General features: G+C 67.8%; 18 protein-coding genes. 10 read left to right on the forward strand and 8 right to left on the reverse strand.

Annotated features, from left to right (window positions below):
* The first annotated feature begins 22 nt into the window (after window positions 1-22).
* Together KDW96_RS10845 and KDW96_RS10850 are read left to right on the forward strand one after the other, a co-directional pair.
* Window positions 23-2,878, forward strand: a complete 2,856-nt coding sequence (locus KDW96_RS10845; protein WP_255840412.1) for a class I adenylate cyclase — start codon at window positions 23-25, stop codon at window positions 2,876-2,878.
* A gap of 18 nt (window positions 2,879-2,896) precedes the next feature.
* Window positions 2,897-3,544: a glycine-rich domain-containing protein gene (locus KDW96_RS10850; RefSeq protein ID WP_255840413.1), complete on the forward strand. Its 648-nt coding sequence runs from the start codon at window positions 2,897-2,899 to the stop codon at window positions 3,542-3,544.
* Between the two features lie 51 nt (window positions 3,545-3,595).
* Here the strand turns inward: KDW96_RS10850 and rnk are convergent, their stop codons facing one another.
* The 3 genes from rnk to cyaY form a co-directional block, all read right to left on the reverse strand.
* The gene (gene rnk, locus KDW96_RS10855) at window positions 3,596-4,009 is read right to left on the reverse strand and encodes a nucleoside diphosphate kinase regulator (protein WP_255840414.1); all 414 of its coding nucleotides are present in this window, start codon (window positions 4,007-4,009) and stop codon (window positions 3,596-3,598) included.
* 119 nt (window positions 4,010-4,128) lie between these two features.
* The gene (locus tag KDW96_RS10860) at window positions 4,129-4,245 is read right to left on the reverse strand and encodes a DUF1289 domain-containing protein (RefSeq protein ID WP_255840415.1); all 117 of its coding nucleotides are present in this window, start codon (window positions 4,243-4,245) and stop codon (window positions 4,129-4,131) included.
* A gap of 67 nt (window positions 4,246-4,312) precedes the next feature.
* On the reverse strand, window positions 4,313-4,645 hold the full coding sequence (cyaY, locus tag KDW96_RS10865; protein ID WP_255840416.1) for an iron donor protein CyaY: 333 nt from the start codon (window positions 4,643-4,645) through the stop codon (window positions 4,313-4,315).
* A gap of 433 nt (window positions 4,646-5,078) precedes the next feature.
* On the opposite strand from cyaY, the gene lptM reads away from it, so the two are divergent.
* The 6 genes from lptM to KDW96_RS10895 are packed head-to-tail and all read left to right on the forward strand — an operon-like array spanning window position 5,079 to window position 9,638.
* Complete coding sequence (gene lptM / locus KDW96_RS10870) at window positions 5,079-5,204, forward strand: LPS translocon maturation chaperone LptM (protein WP_255840417.1); 126 nt, start codon at window positions 5,079-5,081, stop codon at window positions 5,202-5,204.
* A 9-nt stretch (window positions 5,205-5,213) separates the two neighbouring features.
* Entirely contained in the window at window positions 5,214-6,461 is a 1,248-nt protein-coding gene (gene lysA, locus KDW96_RS10875; protein WP_255840418.1) for a diaminopimelate decarboxylase, read from the forward strand.
* A gap of 5 nt (window positions 6,462-6,466) precedes the next feature.
* Window positions 6,467-7,297: a diaminopimelate epimerase gene (gene dapF / locus KDW96_RS10880; protein WP_255840419.1), complete on the forward strand. Its 831-nt coding sequence runs from the start codon at window positions 6,467-6,469 to the stop codon at window positions 7,295-7,297.
* Window positions 7,294-7,992 (forward strand): DUF484 family protein, encoded by a 699-nt coding sequence (locus tag KDW96_RS10885; protein ID WP_255840420.1) that lies wholly within the window; start codon window positions 7,294-7,296, stop codon window positions 7,990-7,992. The genes dapF and KDW96_RS10885 overlap by 4 nt, the downstream gene beginning before the upstream one ends.
* Window positions 7,993-8,049: 57 nt before the next feature.
* Window positions 8,050-8,946, forward strand: coding sequence for a tyrosine recombinase XerC (xerC, locus tag KDW96_RS10890; RefSeq protein ID WP_255840421.1), 897 nt, complete (start codon window positions 8,050-8,052; stop codon window positions 8,944-8,946).
* Window positions 8,943-9,638 (forward strand): HAD family hydrolase, encoded by a 696-nt coding sequence (locus KDW96_RS10895; protein WP_255840422.1) that lies wholly within the window; start codon window positions 8,943-8,945, stop codon window positions 9,636-9,638. The genes xerC and KDW96_RS10895 overlap by 4 nt, the downstream gene beginning before the upstream one ends.
* Window positions 9,639-9,725: 87 nt before the next feature.
* On the opposite strand, the gene sutA is transcribed toward KDW96_RS10895, so the two are convergent.
* The 4 genes from sutA to glnK form a co-directional block, all read right to left on the reverse strand.
* Window positions 9,726-10,052: a dormancy-specific transcriptional regulator SutA gene (sutA, locus tag KDW96_RS10900; RefSeq protein WP_255840423.1), complete on the reverse strand. Its 327-nt coding sequence runs from the start codon at window positions 10,050-10,052 to the stop codon at window positions 9,726-9,728.
* 230 nt (window positions 10,053-10,282) lie between these two features.
* Window positions 10,283-11,533, reverse strand: a complete 1,251-nt coding sequence (locus tag KDW96_RS10905; RefSeq protein ID WP_255840424.1) for an ammonium transporter — start codon at window positions 11,531-11,533, stop codon at window positions 10,283-10,285.
* Window positions 11,534-11,609: 76 nt separating this feature from the next.
* Window positions 11,610-11,840: a hypothetical protein gene (locus KDW96_RS10910; protein ID WP_255840425.1), complete on the reverse strand. Its 231-nt coding sequence runs from the start codon at window positions 11,838-11,840 to the stop codon at window positions 11,610-11,612.
* A 36-nt stretch (window positions 11,841-11,876) separates the two neighbouring features.
* Entirely contained in the window at window positions 11,877-12,215 is a 339-nt protein-coding gene (gene glnK / locus KDW96_RS10915; protein WP_003096476.1) for a P-II family nitrogen regulator, read from the reverse strand.
* Window positions 12,216-12,639: 424 nt separating this feature from the next.
* Between glnK and KDW96_RS10920 the strand changes: the two genes are divergently transcribed.
* Window positions 12,640-12,912, forward strand: coding sequence for an accessory factor UbiK family protein (locus tag KDW96_RS10920; RefSeq protein WP_255840426.1), 273 nt, complete (start codon window positions 12,640-12,642; stop codon window positions 12,910-12,912).
* A gap of 37 nt (window positions 12,913-12,949) precedes the next feature.
* Window positions 12,950-14,446: a YifB family Mg chelatase-like AAA ATPase gene (locus KDW96_RS10925; RefSeq protein ID WP_255840427.1), complete on the forward strand. Its 1,497-nt coding sequence runs from the start codon at window positions 12,950-12,952 to the stop codon at window positions 14,444-14,446.
* 24 nt (window positions 14,447-14,470) lie between these two features.
* Here KDW96_RS10925 and KDW96_RS10930 read toward each other — a convergent pair whose 3' ends face one another.
* Window positions 14,471-15,391 (reverse strand): LysR substrate-binding domain-containing protein, encoded by a 921-nt coding sequence (locus tag KDW96_RS10930; protein WP_255840428.1) that lies wholly within the window; start codon window positions 15,389-15,391, stop codon window positions 14,471-14,473.
* Between the last annotated feature and the right edge of the window lie 91 nt (window positions 15,392-15,482).

Raw genomic sequence — 15,482 nt, forward strand, 5'->3', positions numbered from 1 at the left:
TTCTGCCCCGCCGAGCCCCGACATGAGCCGCACCCAGGAAATCCGCCCGGACATCGACAACGGCATCGACCGCAAGGTGCTGGCGCAACTGCGTGCGCGCTTTCTCAAGGTCAACGACGGCCGCCTGCAGCGCGCCCTGCAGGCGCTGTCGACGCGCCAGCAACTGGTCCTGCGCCTGCTGCCGCTGCTGTTTCACGTCAACCACCCGCTGCTGCCGGGCTATGTCTCCGGACTGACCCCGGCCGGCTTGTCCGGCTTCGAACCCGACGACGCCCTGCTCGCCGAGGCCCAGCGCCTGACCCGCTCCTTCGCCTACAAGGCCCGCCGCGGTCCCGCGCCGCAACCGATTCACGGACTGTTCCTGATGGGCAGCCTGGGCACCGTGGCCCAGGCCGAACAAAGCGACATGGACCTGTGGGTCTGCCACGCGCCGGACCTCAGCCCCCAGGAACTCGACGAGCTGAGCAAGAAGTGCGCACTGCTCGAGGCCTGGGCCGCGACCCAGGGCGCCGAGGCGCATTTCTTTCTGGTCGACCCGGCCCGTTTCAGCCTCGGCGACCGCGATGCCCAGCTGACCTCCGATGACTGCGGCACCACCCAGCATTACCTGCTGCTCGACGAGTTCTACCGCTCGGCCATCTGGCTGGCCGGGCGCACGCCGCTGTGGTGGCTGGTACCGGTGTACGAGGAGGCGCGTTACCACGACTACACCCGCGCCCTGCTGAGCAAGCGCTTCATCCGCGCCGAGGAGGTGCTGGACCTCGGCCACCTGGCGCGCATCCCGCCGGAGGAGTTCATCGGCGCCGGCATGTGGCAGCTGTACAAGGGCATCGAGTCGCCCTACAAGTCGGTGCTCAAGCTGCTGCTCACCGAGGTCTATGCCAGCGAACATCCCCGGGTCGAATGCCTGTCGCTGCGATTCAAGCAGGCGGTCTACGCCAACCGCCTGGACCTCGACGAGCTGGACCCCTATGTGCTGGTCTACCGGCGCCTGGAGGAGTACCTGAGCGGACGCGGCGAACTCGAGCGCTTGGCCCTGGTGCGCCGCTGCCTGTACCTGAAGGTCAACAAGAAACTCAGCCGCACGTCGCGCGACCGCCGCAAGAGCTGGCAACGCCTGCTGCTCGAGCGCCTCACCGGCGAATGGCAGTGGGACCAGCGCCAGCTGACGCTGCTCGACAGCCGCAGTCAGTGGAAGCTGCGTCAGGTCAGCAGCGAACGACGCACGCTGGTCAACGAGCTGACCTACAGCTACCGCTTTCTCTCGCAGTTCGCCCGCCGCGAACAGGCCGGCAGTTCGCTCAACCGTCGCGACCTCGGCGTGCTCGGTCGGCGCCTGTATGCCGCCTTCGAGCGCAAGGCCGGCAAGGTCGAGATCATCAACCCGGGCATCGCCCCGGACCTGGGCGAGGACATCCTCACCCTGGTGCATGGCCCGAGCCCGCAGGCGCCGGGTGAGCCCCAGTGGGCGCTGTTTCGCGGCAGCCTCGGCGCCCAGGAATGGGCGGACTTCGCCCCGCTCAAGCGCGCCGGCGAACTGATCGAACTGCTCGCCTGGTGTCATCGCAACGGCGTCATCGACAGCAGCACCCGGCTGTCGCTGCACCCCGGCAGCAGCGACCTCAGCGAGCCCGAACTGTTCAACCTGCTGGGCAGCCTGCAACAGGCCCTGCCACTGCCGCTGCCGCCGATTGAGGAAGCCGCGCTGCTGCGCCCCAGCGTGCCATGCACGGTCTTGCTGCTGGTCAATGTCGGCCTCGACCCGCTGCGCCAGCACAGCCAGATGGACGTGCACATGACCAGCGAGCGCACCGATGCGCTGGGCTATTCGGGAACCCGGGAAAACCTAATCCTGAGCCTCGACCAGGTCAACCTGAACAGCTGGAACGAGCTGACGGTGCAGCGTTACGCCGGGCCCAACGCCCTTCTCGACTGCCTGCGCGGCCTGCTCGACGGCCTGCCGGCCGGCGCCGAGCACCCCCGACTGCAGGTGCGCTGCTTCTGCCGCAACCGCGCCATGGCCATCGCCGAGCGGGTCGACGGGCTGCTGCGCGACGTGCTCAAGCACCTGGGCGCCGAACCGCGCAACCGCTACCTGCTGCAGATCCAGCAGCACTACCACGTGCTCGAACGGGTGCCCGGCCAGACCCGGCATACGGCGCTGCATGACCTGCCCGCCCTGCTCGCCTACCTGGGCAACGAGCAGCCGGACTACAGCCCGCTGCACCTCGACCGCAACGCCCTGGAGGGCGAGGACCTGGCGTTGATCCTGGCGCTCGGCCGGCCCGACTGCATCCAGGTGTTCTACCGCCTGCACGAGAGCCAGGCGACGGCGGAGCTGACCGTGCTGGACGAGCACAATGCGCTGTGGCGCCAGACGCTACCCTTTCACGACGAGCAGAGCCTGCTGACACCGCTGCAGCGCTTCCTGCGCGCCTTTCTGTATCGGCGCAATGCCACAGTGGCGCTGGACAGTCCGGTGCCGCCGGCGCCGCCGGAGGTGCTCTACTATCAGGTGCTGCCGGCCGCGCCACTGCGCGCGCAGCGCCTGGAGCGGCGCCCGCCACCGCCGGCCCCGGTCAACCACCCGTTCTATGACGTCCAGGCGATCGTCGAGCCGGGCACAGGCCGGCGCCCGAGCATCACCCTGTACTGCAATCACCGCGAGTTTTCCGAGCTGGAGTACCGCGACGGCCTGTTCGCCGCCGCGGCCCGCCACATCCTCGCCCAACGTCGCACGGGCGAGCGCTACCCCTGCTACATCACCGACCTCGACCTGTCCGCCGTGCTCGGCAACCGGCCGACACAGACGGTCCAGCACCTGCGCTACAAGGCGGAACTGGAAGCAGCGCTGAACAACGCCCTGGCACACGCCTGAGCCTCGAGCCTTTCGCCCATGACCCTGACCACCTCGCTGTTCATTGCCACCTCGCTGCTGATGGCCTACTGCTGCTGGCGAGCGCTATGTCGGCGCCGCGAAGCCTTCATCGCCGACTATCGCTTCCCCGAGCGGCTGCGCATCAAGCTCGCCGAACGCTACCCGCACCTCAGCACGCAGCAGATCCAACAGGTGCTGACTGGCTTGCGCGAGTATTTTCAGTTGTGCCGGATGGCCCGGCGGCGCATGGTCGCCATGCCGTCCCAGGCAGTGGATGTGGCCTGGCACGAGTTCATCCTCTACACCCGCCAGTACCGCGACTTCTGTAACAAGGGACTGGGGCGCTTCCTGCACCACACGCCGAACGACGCCATGCCCCACTCCCAGGCCGCCAATGCCGGCATTCGCCGGGCCTGGCGGCTGGCCTGTGCCCGCGAGTCGATTGCCCCGCGCCAGCCCACCCGCCTGCCCCTGCTGTTCGCCCTGGACGCCGAACTGGGCATCGCCGACGGCTTCATCTATCGCCTGGATTGCGGCGCCAGTGGAGCGGCGGGCGCCTACTGCGCCAGCCATATCGGCTGCAGCTCCGGCTGCGCCGGCACTGGCTGCAGTGGGTCGGGCGGCGACAGCGGAGGCGGGGGTGGTTGTGGCGGAGGCTGCGACTGAATGCAGGTCAGCACCGGGCGCAATACCCAGGCCGACGCAGCGACAAGCGGCTCAAGCCGGGCGACTGTACTCCCCTGCAGCCTCGGGCTGGTACTCCACCGCCAGCAGGGCCAGCTTCAGCGACTTGCCGCTCGGACCCACCCAGTCGATGTGCTGGCCGACCGACAGGCCGAGCAGGGCGCTGCCAACCGGGGCGAGGATCGACACCCGTCCCTCGCCACCGGCGTCCTGCGGGTAGACCAGGGTCAGGTGGTAGTCCTTGCCACTGCTTTCCTCGCGGCAATGCACCCGCGAGTTCATGGTCACCACACCGGCCGGCACCTCGTCGTGACCGACCACCTCGGCGCGATCCAGCTCGGCCTGCAGGGCCACGGCGCCCGCGCCGAAGTCCTCCAGGCTGTCGAGCAGGCGCTCCAGACGCTGCAGGTCGAGGCGGGTTATGGTGATCGGCGGTGCGCTGCTCATGCTGGGACGAGGCTCCTTAGCGGGAGGCGAAAAAAGCAAAACCCCACCAGAGCGGCGGGGTTTTGCGAGGGGTTTCAGCCGACCGTAACACAGCCATCCAAATAAACAAGACCGGCCGGTCAGCGCCGTTGCTGCAAGCGTGCCTGGGCATCCTGGCAGATCAGCCGGCGGCGACCGTTGTCGGCACGCCTCCACTCCAGGATCTCCGTGAGCAGCCGGCCGCAACCCAGGCACATGTCGCGCTCGTCCAGGCAGCACTGGCGCCGGCACGGTGAGGCGACGGCTTCAGAGGCGGCGCGCTCCTCAGAGCTCGTCGAACTCAAGATCGGCGCCCGCCTGGTCCAGGGTGATGCGCGCCAGCATTTCGCCGAGCAGTTCGTCGCTGCTGTCGCAGATCCAGCGCTCGCTGGCCGCGTCGTAATCGAAGTGGAAGCCGCCGGAGCGCGCCGCGACCCATAGCTGGCGGATCGGCTCCTGGCGACTGAGGATCAGCTGGCTGCCGTTCTCGAAACGCACGGTCAGCACCCCGGCGGAGTTTTCCAGGTCGAGGTCCAGGTCGCTGTCATCGAAGATGTCCTCCACCGCTTGCTGCGCGGCATCGACCAGATCGTGAAAGCGGGCTTCAGTCAAACTCATTACGGCTGTCCTCGAAAAATTCAGGTGTATCAGGCATGCGCAGCGCTGCTGGGGCATGTGCACGTCGGCGGGCGGCGCCGAGGCGCACGAATAATGCAGCAGCCGTCACCGGCCTGTCGCGTTCGGCAATGGGCAGAAGGATAAACCGACTTCGCCCAACCGGCGCTGCTGATTTGCCGACCGGAGACCGACCGTTCGGCGTGCCCGCGCGCTTTCAATGCCGAGACCAGGCGTATCCAAGGCCGGCCAGAGCGGTCCGATCGGCGGAGTCGGCCCGCCTTGTGAACGCCCCCGCCAGCAATCCTCCAGCCCCCTCGCCAGCGCCTTGAAACCCGCGGCAAAGCCCCGCCGGACGGGAATCCCGGCGCATAGGCAAGGCGCCGGGGGGCCGGTATACTCCGGCCCAATCGTGCTTTTTTACAAGGATTTCCCCATGAAGCGGCTGCTAACTGCCCTCATCGCGCTCGTCGCCGTCACCTCCCTGCTTGCCGGCTGCGGCCAGAAAGGCCCGCTGTACCTGCCGGATGACAGTTCATCCGCCTCCGCGCAAGACGAATAAGGACGGCTCATGGACGTTTTCAACTACCGCGACGGCGAGCTGTTCGCGGAGGGCGTGGCCTTGTCCGCCATCGCCCAGCGCTTCGGTACACCCACCTATGTCTACTCGCGCACGCACATCGAAGCCCAGTACCACGCCTACGCCGACGCCCTGCAGGGCATGCCGCACCTGGTCTGCTTCGCCGTCAAGGCCAACTCCAACCTCGGCGTGCTGAACGCCCTGGCGCGTCTCGGCGCCGGCTTCGACATCGTTTCCCGGGGCGAACTGGAGCGGGTCCTGGCCGCTGGCGGTGAGCCTGCCAAAATCGTCTTCTCTGGCGTCGGCAAGAGCCGTGACGACATGCGCCGCGCGCTGCAAGTGGGCGTGCACTGCTTCAACGTCGAATCCACCGACGAACTGGAACGCCTGCAGGTGGTCGCCGCCGAACAGGGCGTAAAGGCGCCCGTGTCGCTGCGGGTCAACCCGGATGTCGATGCAGGCACCCATCCCTACATCTCCACCGGCCTGAAAGAGAACAAGTTCGGCATCGCCATCGCCGACGCGGAGGCTGTGTACGCCCGCGCCGCCGCTCTGGCGAACCTGGAGGTGATCGGCGTCGATTGCCATATCGGCTCGCAGCTGACCAGCCTGCCTCCCTTCCTCGACGCCCTCGAGCGCCTGCTGGCCCTGGTCGATCGCCTGGCCGCGCGCGGCATCGCCCTCAAGCACCTGGACCTGGGTGGCGGCCTCGGCGTGCAGTACCGCGACGAGCAGCCGCCACTGGCCGGCGACTACATCAAGGCCGTACGCCAGCGCATTAGCGGTCGCGACCTGGCCCTGGTGTTCGAGCCGGGTCGTTCGATCGTCGCCAATGCCGGCGTGCTGCTGACCCGGGTCGAGTACCTCAAGCACACCGAGCACAAGGATTTCGCCATCGTCGATGCGGCGATGAACGACCTGATCCGCCCGGCGCTGTATCAGGCCTGGATGGACGTGGTCGCGGTGCAGCCGCGCGACGCCCAGGCCCGCCCCTACGACATCGTCGGACCGATCTGCGAGACCGGCGATTTCCTGGCCAAGGAGCGCGCGCTGGCCCTGGCCGAGGGCGACCTGCTGGCCGTGCGCTCGGCCGGCGCCTACGGTTTCGTCATGAGCTCCAACTACAACACCCGCGGCCGCGCCGCCGAGGTGATGGTGGATGGCGAGCAGGCCTTCGAGGTACGCCGCCGGGAAACCCTCGACGAACTCTTTGCGGGCGAAAGCCGCCTGCCGGAGTGACCTCGATGCTATTGCGCTTTACCAAGATGCACGGCCTGGGCAATGACTTCATGGTCCTCGACCTGGTCAGCCAGCACGCGCATATCCAGCCGAAGAACGCCAAGCAGTGGGGCGACCGCCACACCGGCATCGGCTTCGACCAGCTGCTGATCGTCGAGCCGCCGAGCAACCCGGACGTCGACTTCCGTTACCGCATCTTCAACTCCGACGGCTCGGAAGTGGAGCAGTGCGGCAACGGCGCGCGCTGCTTCGCCCGCTTCGTGCTGGACAAGCGCCTGACCGTGAAGAAGCAGATCCGCGTCGAAACCAAGGGTGGCATCATCGAGCTGGACGTGCGCAACGATGGCCAGGTCTGCGTCAACATGGGCGCGCCGCGCCTGGAACCGCAGCAGATTCCCTTCCAGGCCGACGCCGAGGCGCTGAGCTATCCGGTCCAGGTGGACGGCCAGACCGTCGAGCTGGCCGCCGTGTCCATGGGCAACCCCCATGCGGTGCTGCGCGTGGACAGCGTCGACAACGCGCCGGTGCACAGCCTGGGCGCCAAGCTCGAACACCACCCGCGCTTCCCGCAGCGGGTCAACGTCGGCTTCCTCCAGGTCATCGACCGCCAGCGCGCACGCCTGCGGGTGTGGGAACGCGGCGCCGGCGAGACCCAGGCCTGCGGCACCGGCGCCTGCGCGGCGGCAGTGGCGGCGATTCGCCAGGGCTGGATGGATTCGCCGGTGCAGCTCGAGCTGCCGGGCGGACGCCTGACCATCGAGTGGGCAGGCCATGGCCAGCCCGTTATGATGACCGGGCCCGCAGTCCGCGTATTCGAAGGACAGGTTCGCCTATGACCGACCAGCCGCAAGCGCCCAAGCCACTCGACTCGGAGACGGTCGCCGCCTACCTGCGCCTTCATCCGGAGTTCTTCATCGACCACGACGAGCTGATCCCCGAGCTGCGCATCCCGCACCAGCGCGGCGACACCGTGTCCCTGGTCGAGCGCCAGGTGAAGCTGCTACGCGAGCGCAACATCGAGATGCGCCACCGCCTGTCGCAGTTGATGGACGTGGCTCGGGAGAACGACCGGCTGTTCGACAAGACCCGCCGCCTGGTGCTCGACCTGCTCGACACGACCAGCCTGGAAGAGGTGGTCAGCGCCGTCGAGGACAGCCTGCGCAGCGAATTCAAGGTGCCCTTCGTCAGCCTGATCCTGTTCAGCGAGGCGCCGCTGCCGGTTGGCCGTTCGGTCAGCAGCGCCGAGGCGCACCAGGCCATCGGCGGCCTGCTGGCCGGCGGCAAGACCATCTGCGGCGTGCTGCGCAAGCACGAGCTGACGTTCCTGTTCGGCGCCGACGACGCCGAACAGGTCGGCTCGGCCGCCGTGGTGGCCGTGTCGCATCAGGGCCTGCACGGCGTCCTGGCGATCGGCAGCGCCGATCCGCAACACTACAAGAGCTCCATTGGCACCCTGTTCCTCGGCTATATCGCCGAGGTCCTGGCCCGCGTGCTGCCGCGCTTCGCCGCCCCGCTGCGCTCGGTGCGCTGAAGCCTGCCAAGCGCGCCGGGCCGCCAGGCTCGGCGCCGGCTTCCCGTCGGAGTCACCATGCAAAGCCGCCTCGACGCCTACCTCGAACACCTGCGCAGCGAACGGCAGCTGTCCGCCCACACCCTGGACGGCTATCGCCGCGACCTCGGCAAGCTGCTGGCCTACTGCGAAGAACAGCAGCTGTCCGCCTGGACCGCACTGGATACCCGCCGGCTGCGGCACCTGGTGGCCAAGCTGCACCAGCAGGGCCAGTCCAGCCGCAGCCTGGCGCGCCTGCTCTCGGCGGTGCGTGGCCTCTACCGTTACCTGATCCGCGAAGGCCTGGCCCAGCATGACCCGGCCAGCGGCCTGAGCCCGCCGAAGGGTGAGCGGCGGCTGCCCAGGGCGCTGGACGCGGACCGCACCGCACAACTGCTCGACGGCGCCCTGGAGGACGACTTTCTCGCCCGCCGCGACCAGGCCATGCTCGAGCTGTTCTACTCCTCGGGGCTGCGTCTGTCCGAGCTGGTCGGCCTGAACCTCGACGGCCTCGACCTGGCCGCCGGCCTGGTACGTGTCTGCGGCAAAGGCAACAAGACCCGCGAACTGCCGCTCGGGCGTATGGCCCGCCAGGCGCTGGAGCAGTGGTTGGCCCTGCGCGCCCTGGCCGGCCCGGTCGACGGCGCGCTGTTCATCAGCCAGCGCGGTCGGCGCCTCGGCCCGCGCGCGGTGCAACTGCGCGTGCGCCAGGCCGGGGTGCGCGAGCTCGGCCAGCACCTGCACCCGCACATGCTGCGCCACTCCTTCGCCAGTCACCTGCTGGAGTCCTCCCAGGACCTGCGGGCGGTGCAGGAACTGCTCGGCCATGCCGACATCGCCACCACCCAGGTCTACACCCACCTGGACTTCCAACATCTGGCCACGGTGTATGACCGTGCCCATCCACGGGCCAAACGCAAAGGCGACGCAGAATGACCATCGAACTGATCACCTTCGACCTCGACGACACCCTGTGGGACGTGACCCCGGTGATGCAGGACGCCGAAGCGGCGCTGCGCAACTGGCTGAGCCTGCATGCCCCGCGCCTGGGCGCCATGCCGGTCGATCACCTGTGGACCATTCGCGCCCAGTTGCTGGACGACGAACCGGCGCTCAAGCACCGCCTCAGCGAACTGCGCCGACGCATCCTGCTCAACGCCCTGGAGAGCGCCGGCTACGGCCATGAGGAAGCGGTCACCCTGGCCGAGTGCGGCTTCCAGATATTCCTCGCCGCGCGCCATCAGGTCGAGCTGTTCGCCGAGGTGCACCCGACCCTGGAAGCCCTGGCCAACCGCTTCCAGCTCGGGGTGATCACCAACGGCAACGCCGACGTGCGTCGCCTGGGCCTGGCCGACTACTTCCAGTTCGCCCTGTGCGCCGAGGAGCTGGGCGTCGGCAAGCCCGACCCCAAGCCCTTTGCCGAGGCGCTGGCGCGCGCCGGGGTAAAGGCGGAGCACGCGGTGCATATCGGCGATCACCCCAGCGACGACATCGCCGGCGCCCAGGCCGCCGGCCTGCGGGCGATCTGGTTCAACCCCCAGGGCAAGCCATGGCAGGCGAGCGGCGCGCCCGACGCGGAGATCGGCAGCCTGGCCGAGCTGCCGGCACTGCTGGAGCGCTGGATCTAGCACGCGCCACTCCCGCCCTGTCCCGGGCAGACGTGCAGGCAGAAAAAAGCCCGCCGACAGGCGGGCTCTGACAGCACGGTGCGGCCCTCAGATGGGGCGGCTCCCGTACTTGCTGTCCGGCTTCTTGGGTGGGTCGGAAACCACGTTGGGCTCGACCTCCTGGACCTTGCCGCCGCGCGCCAGGAATTCTTCCATGGCGCGCGCCAGGGCATCGCGCTCCTTCTGCTTGGCTTCGACGCTGGGCAGCTCATCGGCGTCGGCGCTGGCCTTGCTCTTGGCCTTGCTCTTGACCGGCGCTACGGCATCGCTGCCGCTGTCCTCACCGCTGTCGTCGTCCTCGGCGGCAGCCAGCTCCTCGCCATCATCCTCGTCAGCCCCTTCCAGGTCGTCTTGTTCCAGATCTTCGTCGCTCATGTTCAACCTCATGACTTGCGAAAAGCAGGTTAGTTATAGACCAGCTGCGTAACCTATCGTACACCGCCGGTAAAAAATCCAGTGCCCTTGCCCGACACAGCCGCCAGAAGCGGAGCGGCTCGGGGGGAGCCCGTTGCGCCAGCGCAAACGTGCTCAACGGCGGGCATTCTAGCGCGCTGCGAGAAAAAACAAAGGGCGCCCGAAGGCGCCCTCGTGGAAAGTCCGGCCAATCAGGACTTGGTGAACTCCGGATAGGCTTCCATGCCGCACTCGGCAAGGTCGACGCCTTCGTACTCTTCTTCCTCGCTGACGCGCAGGCCGATCACCGCCTTGAGGATCGACCAGACGATCAGGCTGGCGACGAAGACCCAGGCGAAGATGCAGGCGATACCCAGCAACTGGGCGCCCAGGCTGGCATCGGCGTTGGTCAGGCAGACCGCCAGCAGGCCCCAGATGCCGACCACGCCGTGCACCGAGATGGCACCCACCGGGTCGTCGATCTTCAGCTTGTCCAGGGCGAGGATGGAGAACACCACCAGCGCGCCACCGACCCCGCCGATCAGGGTCGCCTGCAGGGCGCCCGGGGTCAGCGGCTCGGCGGTGATCGATACCAGGCCGGCCAGGGCACCGTTGAGCACCATGGTCAGGTCGGTCTTGCCGAACAGGATGCGCGCCACAATCATCGCGGCGATCAGGCCACCGGCGGCGGCCATGTTGGTGTTGACGAATACCTGGGCGACGGCGTTGGCGTCCTCGACGGTGCTCATCTTCAGCTGCGAACCGCCGTTGAAGCCGAACCAGCCCATCCACAGGATAAAGGTACCCAGGGTTGCCAGCGGCAGGTTGGAGCCGGGGATGGCGTTGATCTGGCCGCTGGGGCCGTACTTGCCCTTACGCGCACCGAGCAACAGGACCCCGGCCAGGGCGGCGGAGGCGCCGGCCATGTGCACCACCCCGGAACCGGCGAAGTCGAGGAAGCCGGCCTCGTTGAGGAAGCCCGAGCCCCACTTCCAGAAGCCCTGCACCGGGTAGATGAAACCGGTCATGACCACCGCGAAGGCGAGGAACGCCCACAGTTTCATGCGCTCGGCCACCGCGCCGGAGACGATCGACATGCAGGTGGCGGCGAACACTACCTGGAAGAAGAAGTCGGAACGGGCCGAGTAGTAAGGCGCGTCATCGCCACCGCCGAGCACCGCATCGGCGCCGTTCTCGTCGCCGAGCAGGAAGCCCAGGCTCGGCAGGATGCCGCCCTCGGGGCTGGAGTACATGATGTGGTAGCCAAGCACCAGGTACATGACGCTGGCCACGGCGTACAGGGAGATGTTCTTGGTGAGAATCTCGGTGGTGTTCTTGGCCCGTACCAGCCCGGCCTCGAGCATGGCGAAACCCGCCGCCATCCACATCACCAGGGCGCCGCAGACCAGAAAGTAGAAGGTATCAAATCCATACTGCAATGCAGTCAATGCTGTGTTGTCCATGCTTCACCTCTTGCCGTTGCGCTTTTTCGCGCTATTCGGTTAGGCGTCCGTGTTGGCGGCGGACGTCTTTCGTGTCTTAAAGGTTATTGCCACGCTCGTTGTTCAGATCAGCCGTAATCAGGGCCTTGAGCTTCGATTCAGCGCGACCAGGCATAGCCATTACTAGGAAGAGCACGAGACCGGCGAGGGTCAGGCAAAGCGCGGCAGAGACTGGAACACTGCCTGCGGTTTCTGCCTCCACTTCCAGGGCAAAGCCTGAAATTGGCGACAAAAGGGCTCCTAGCCCTGCGAAGGTTCGCAGAGTCATGGTTTAACTCCTGGGGCGTGGGGGTTCGAAGGGTGCTTAGATCGCGTCGGTATCGGTTTCGCCGGTACGGATGCGAATGGCCTGTTCCAGGTTGACCACGAAAATCTTGCCGTCACCGATCTTGCCGGTGTTGGCGGCCTTGGTGATGGCCTCGATCACCCGATCCAGCTGATCGTCGGCGATGGCCACGTCGATCTTCACCTTCGGCAGGAAGTCGACCACGTACTCGGCGCCGCGGTACAGCTCGGTGTGGCCCTTCTGCCGCCCGAAGCCTTTGACCTCGGTGACGGTAATGCCCTGCACGCCGATCTCCGACAGTGACTCACGGACGTCGTCCAGCTTGAACGGCTTGATGATGGCAGTGACTAGCTTCATGAAACTTTCTCCCGTGTAAGGTGGACTTGCCCCAGGAATTACGAACCCGGCTCAAGTCTATGCGCAGTGCCTGGCTTTTGTAATGCATCGACCGCCCTAACTCGGCCGCTACCGCACCAATGTCCATCGACCGCCTCAGTCGAGGCACTCCCCCGCCCCGACTGACGCACCGAAACTCATTGGTGCATGGGTAACTAGGACTAAGCAGAAACCTTGCCAGGTCCTCTAAAACCCCTCTACTTCAGGCATATGAGGCCTGACCACCACCCCGGCACCGTCGTTCCGGCACGCAGAACGCACAATTATGGTGCAGCCATGTAGCGATGGACGCGCAATAACCGTGCGCGCTGCTGCTTAGATTCGAGGCGGCGCCCTGCCAGAGGGCGCGTGCTACACTGCCGCCGTTTGCCACTGGAACCGCACCATGCTGCCACCCAAAGCCCTGCTCGACGCCCTCGGCGCCCATGCCTCGCGCCTGTTCAATGGCGACACCCCGCTGCCCCGCAGCGAATTCGAAGCCCAGTTCAAGGCGCTGCTGCAGAGCGGCTTCAGCAAGCTCGACCTGGTCAGCCGGGAAGAGTTCGACAGCCAGATGACCGTGCTGGCGCGCACCCGCGCTCGCCTGGAGGCGCTGGAGGCCAAGGTCGCCGAACTGGAGGCACGCCTGGAAAGCGCGCCGCAACCGCCCGCCGAGTAACCGCTCACCCGCGAGGCAGACGATCAAGGAGTGATCGATGTCCCTGGCCATAGTCCATAGCCGCGCCCAAGTCGGCGTCGAGGCCCCCGCCGTCACCGTCGAGGCGCACCTGGCCAACGGCCTGCCGTCCCTGGCGCTGGTCGGCCTGCCCGAAACGGCCGTCAAGGAAAGCAAGGACCGGGTGCGCAGCGCCATCCTCAACTCGGCCTTCGACTTTCCGCCCCGCCGCATCACCCTGAACCTGGCCCCGGCCGACCTGCCAAAGGACGGCGGGCGCTTCGACCTGGCCATCGCCCTGGGCATTCTCGCCGCCAGCGGCCAGGTGCCCGGCGCGGCGCTGGAACAGCTGGAGTGCCTCGGCGAACTGGCCCTGTCCGGCGCCGTGCGCCCGGTGCAGGGCGTATTGCCGGCCGCCCTGGCCGCGCGCGCCGCCGGACGCACCCTGGTGGTGCCCAAGGCCAACGCCGAGGAGGCCAGCCTGGCCTCGGGGCTGACGGTGATCGCCGTCGACCACCTGCTGGAGCTGGCCGCCCACCTCAGCGGCCAGACGCCTATCGCGCCCTTCCAGTCCCTCGGCCTGCTGCGCCAGACCCGGCCCTATCCGGACCTGGCCGAGGTGCAGGGCCAGGCCGCCGCCAAGCGCGCGCTGCTGGTTGCCGCCGCCGGCTCGCACAACCTGCTGCTCAGCGGCCCGCCCGGTACCGGCAAGACCCTGCTGGCCAGCCGCCTGCCCGGCCTGCTGCCGCCGCTGGACGAGCAGGAGGCCCTGGAAGTCGCCGCCATTCAGTCGGTGGCCAGTCACGCGCCGCTGGACGCCTGGCCCCAGCGGCCGTTCCGCACGCCCCATCACAGCGCCTCCGGGCCGGCCCTGGTCGGGGGCGGCAGCCGTCCCCAGCCCGGCGAGATCACCCTGGCCCATCAGGGCGTATTGTTCCTGGACGAGCTGCCCGAGTTCGATCGCAAGGTACTGGAGGTGCTGCGCGAGCCCCTGGAAAGCGGGCAGATCGTCATCGCCCGGGCCCGCGACAAGGTGCGCTTTCCGGCGCGCTTCCAGCTGGTGGCGGCGATGAATCCCTGCCCCTGCGGCTATCTTGGCGATCCCAGCGGCCGCTGCCGCTGCACCCCGGAGCAGATCGCCCGCTACCGCGGCAAGCTCTCCGGCCCGCTGCTCGACCGCATCGACCTGCACCTGACCGTGGCCCGCGAGACCACCGCCCTGCATGCACCCACCAGCGTTGGCAGCGACACCGCCAGCGCAGCCGCCCAGGTGGCCTCGGCGCGGCAGCGCCAGCTCGGCCGCCAGGGCCTGGCCAACGCCTTTCTCGACCTCGCCGGGCTGCGCCAGCACTGCGCCCTACCGGCCGAGGACCAGCGCTGGCTGGAGTCCGCCTGCGAACGCCTCGGCCTGTCCCTGCGCGCGGCGCACCGGGTGCTCAAGGTGGCGCGCACCCTGGCCGACCTGGAGCAGGTCGAGCAGATCGGTCGCGGCCACCTGGCCGAGGCGTTGCAGTATCGCGGCGATCCACAACGCTGAACCACGGCAGGGCAATGGCCGACTTCAGCCGCGGCGCTCGACATCCGGCAGACGCATCGCCGCCACCTCCGTCAGGAGGAAGTCGCGCAACAGGCGGAAACGCTCCTGACCGCGCCGGGCCTTCGGCCAGACCAGGTAGTAGCTGCTGCCACTGGGCACCGCGCAGGGCCAGGGCAGCGCCAGGCGGCCCTGTTCGACATCCTCGGCGACCATCACCAGGTCGCCGATCGACACCCCATAGCCGCGCGCGGCGGCGACCATGCCCAGCTCCAGGGTGTCGAACACCTGGCCGCCCTTGAGCGGCACCTGCTCGCTGAGCTCCATGGCCTGCAACCACTGGCGCCAGTCGCGGCGGTCCGGGGTCGGGTGCAAAAGCTCCGCCTCTTGTAGGCGCGGCAGGTCCCACAGGCCGGTGCCAGCCGCCGCCGGGGCGCACACCGGGATCAGCCACTCGGTAAATAGCAGGGCACTCTCCCACTCCTGGTCGAACCCGCCACTGCTCAGCAGCACCGCGCAGTCGAAGGGCTCGTGGAGGAAGTCCACCCGGTCCACATCCATCCAGGCGCTGGTCAGCTGCACCTCGATGTCGCGGTGCTGCAGGCGAAAACGCGACAGGCGCGCCAGCAGCCAGCGCATGGTCAGAGTCGAGGGCGCCTTCAGGCGCAGGATCGCGTCGTCCACCCGCAGCGTGGTGCAGGCGCGCTCCAGGGCATCAAACCCCTCCCGAACGCCCGGCAGCAGCAGCCGCGCCGACTCGGTCAGCTGCAGGCTGCGCCCGCGCCGCTCGAACAGGCGACAATCGAAGTGCTCCTCCAGGGTGCGGATATGCCGGCTGACCGCGCTCTGGGTGATGGCCAGCTCTTCGCCGGCGCGGGTGAAGGAGGCGTGCCGAGCGGCGGCCTCGAAGGCACGCAGGGCATAGAGCGGTGGCAGGTGTCTGTTCATCGCCCGAAATCATGAGTATTAGTCATGCAATGCATCGCATTTATCCTTTTGTTCCGCCCACCAGGGCTCTTCAGAATTGTGTCATACGACC

Origin of the sequence: Pseudomonas benzenivorans, assembly GCF_024397895.1 — a bacterium.
Classification (GTDB): Bacteria; Pseudomonadota; Gammaproteobacteria; order Pseudomonadales; family Pseudomonadaceae; genus Aquipseudomonas; species Aquipseudomonas benzenivorans_A.